General features: G+C 63.3%; 3 protein-coding genes. 1 reads left to right on the plus strand and 2 read right to left on the minus strand.

The window, feature by feature from the left end; genetic code table 11:
* The first annotated feature begins 99 nt into the window (after positions 1-99).
* Positions 100-525 carry a hypothetical protein gene (locus tag MSZK_RS31010; protein ID WP_081664386.1) on the plus strand — a complete coding sequence of 142 codons (426 nt, stop codon included), beginning with the start codon at positions 100-102 and terminating at the stop codon, positions 523-525.
* A gap of 14 nt (positions 526-539) precedes the next feature.
* Here MSZK_RS31010 and MSZK_RS31015 read toward each other — a convergent pair whose 3' ends face one another.
* Positions 540-872 (minus strand): hypothetical protein, encoded by a 333-nt coding sequence (locus tag MSZK_RS31015; protein ID WP_061005895.1) that lies wholly within the window; start codon positions 870-872, stop codon positions 540-542.
* A gap of 17 nt (positions 873-889) precedes the next feature.
* Positions 890-1,987, minus strand: coding sequence for an ImmA/IrrE family metallo-endopeptidase (locus MSZK_RS31020; RefSeq protein ID WP_024452495.1), 1,098 nt, complete (start codon positions 1,985-1,987; stop codon positions 890-892).
* Positions 1,988-2,139: the final 152 nt, after the last annotated feature.

Raw genomic sequence — 2,139 nt, forward strand, 5'->3', positions numbered from 1 at the left:
TTATCTACAGCTGCTCCACGACGATGGCGGCCAGCATTTATTGTTGCGCCGACGAGCGCGTACCCCTGATATGTCGGGGTGCCGTGGCATCGTTGATCTATGGAGGCTCCCAACCAGGTCATCTGCGAATGCTGCGAACTGAGCGTCCCCGAACGTCTGGCGTCGGCGGATCGTAACGCCCACGGTCTCGTCCGGGGCTGGATTTGCCGCCAGTGCAACGAGCACCGTGGCGACCCGTTGAAAACCGCTCGGGACCACGAGTACGAGGTCCGGGTCCGCTGGGGAGAAACCGCCGACGAGTTGAACAACGCGCTAGACCGCGCAGACGACTACCGCGAGAAGATGCTCGCAGCGTTCAGGTCACGTGACAATGTGCTGCGTCAGTTCGAGAAGCTGAGCCGCTACCATCGCGAGACTGGCCATGGCTGCGTCTGCGGCAAGCGACGCTGCGAAGTGCTCTCCATCGTGGACGCAGACTGGATCAACGATCACCTTCGGCGGCTCCACGAGCGCGAGGCAATGTGAGGACAGCCAGGTCGTCACGACGTTGGAGCTGATACCTCGTTGACCGTTAGGCCTTGGTCGTGGGCCAGTTGCCAGCCGGCGGCCAGGTTGGCGGCTCGGTTGGCGGCGGTGACCTCGCCAAGGTACTTGCTGTGTTGTTTTTTGTTGACCTGCCACCGCAATTCGGCGTAGAGGCGGCGATTTCTAGCTTGTAGGACTATTCGGCCGAGAGCGCCTTCGTTGCCATGCATGACGCGGTGCTCACGGCCGCCGGCGGCGTGGTCTTGTTCGAGGGCCTGTGCCTGTTTGGTCGGATGGACCGGCGGCTTCCACTGGGTATCGCGGACATGGGTCGGGCTCCACCCCATGGCCCGCGCTCGATGCCTTAGACCATCGTGAGGTGTCGGGTGGCGGCTTGATCGCTTGCGGTGTGGAACAAGTCGGCGCGTTGTGCGCTTGTGAGTAGTGTGATGTCGTCGAGCTCGTTGGTGGTGTAGCCGGCAGCAGTGAGTTGGTTGAGCACGTCGTGGGCGAGCGTGGGTTCTTCTTGGGCGACGCCGGGCCGCGGTCCGTATATGCGGCCGGTCTCGTTGAGCAGCCGGAACATTGATCGATACTGGTAGTCGGAGAGGATGCCCCGTTCACGGGCGCGCATGACCAATGAGGACACGCTGACGCCCCAGGTGAGGCGGAGCTCGTCGAGTTCGTGGACGGTGCGAATGGAGACCCGGTCGAGGTCGAAGGCGATGTCGTCGATGGGGGCGAGGAATTCGGCTGCGAAGGCTGTGGCGCGGCGCTCGGTCTCTACCGGGCTGACCAAGGTCATCGCATCCATCACGAGGTGGCCCAGCTCGTGGGCGAGGGTCATTCGCATGCGGTCGGCAGGCAAGGCTGCGTTTACGTACACCAGGTGCGGATGGTGCTGGTTTGCCCGCAGGGTGACGGCGTCGATCTCAGGGTCGCTGAAGTCCTCGGTGACCACGAAAACCCCTGCGGCTTCCAGTAATTCGACGATGGAACGGATCGGTCCAACTACCCGCCACAGGCGTCGCAGAACCTGCGCGGCGGTGATTTCGCCGTGTTCGGCGGCGTAGTCGGTGGGGTCGAGTTCGGGGAGCGCGAGCACCGGTTCGATGTCCGCACGCGCTCCGATCCGCCCGAGCCGCATCGCGATGAGGTTTGCGCGCGCCCAGACGCGGTCGCGTTTCCACTCCGCGGTGCTCGCATTGGCCCGGAAGTGGGTGCCTTCGGCCGGCGACCGGGTGAACGGAACGCATAACGCCTCCGGTGAGCATTGCATGACCCTCGCGTAGTCCAGCAGGGCTTTCCCTGCCAACGGCAGGGCGCCGGACTCGACCTTGCTCACGTGCGAGGGCGATACACCGACCTCATCGGCCAACCGCTTTTTCGACCATCCGCAGGCGAGTCTGGTCAGCTGCACCATCACGTTGTTTGCCTCTGCATAGGGGCCCGGTGCCGTCACAGATCAACTCCCCATCCGTCTCGGTGCTCGTCTCTGGACACTATCCCTCAGTCGGGCCGAATCTGCGCAGAAACACGGTGTGATCTGCGATTTCCCAATTCTGCGGCTTTCCGACCTGCGACAAGAGTGACTGGTGTGACTAAAGACGCACG

The organism is Mycobacterium sp. shizuoka-1, assembly GCF_002723835.1.
GTDB lineage: Bacteria > Actinomycetota > Actinomycetes > Mycobacteriales > Mycobacteriaceae > Mycobacterium.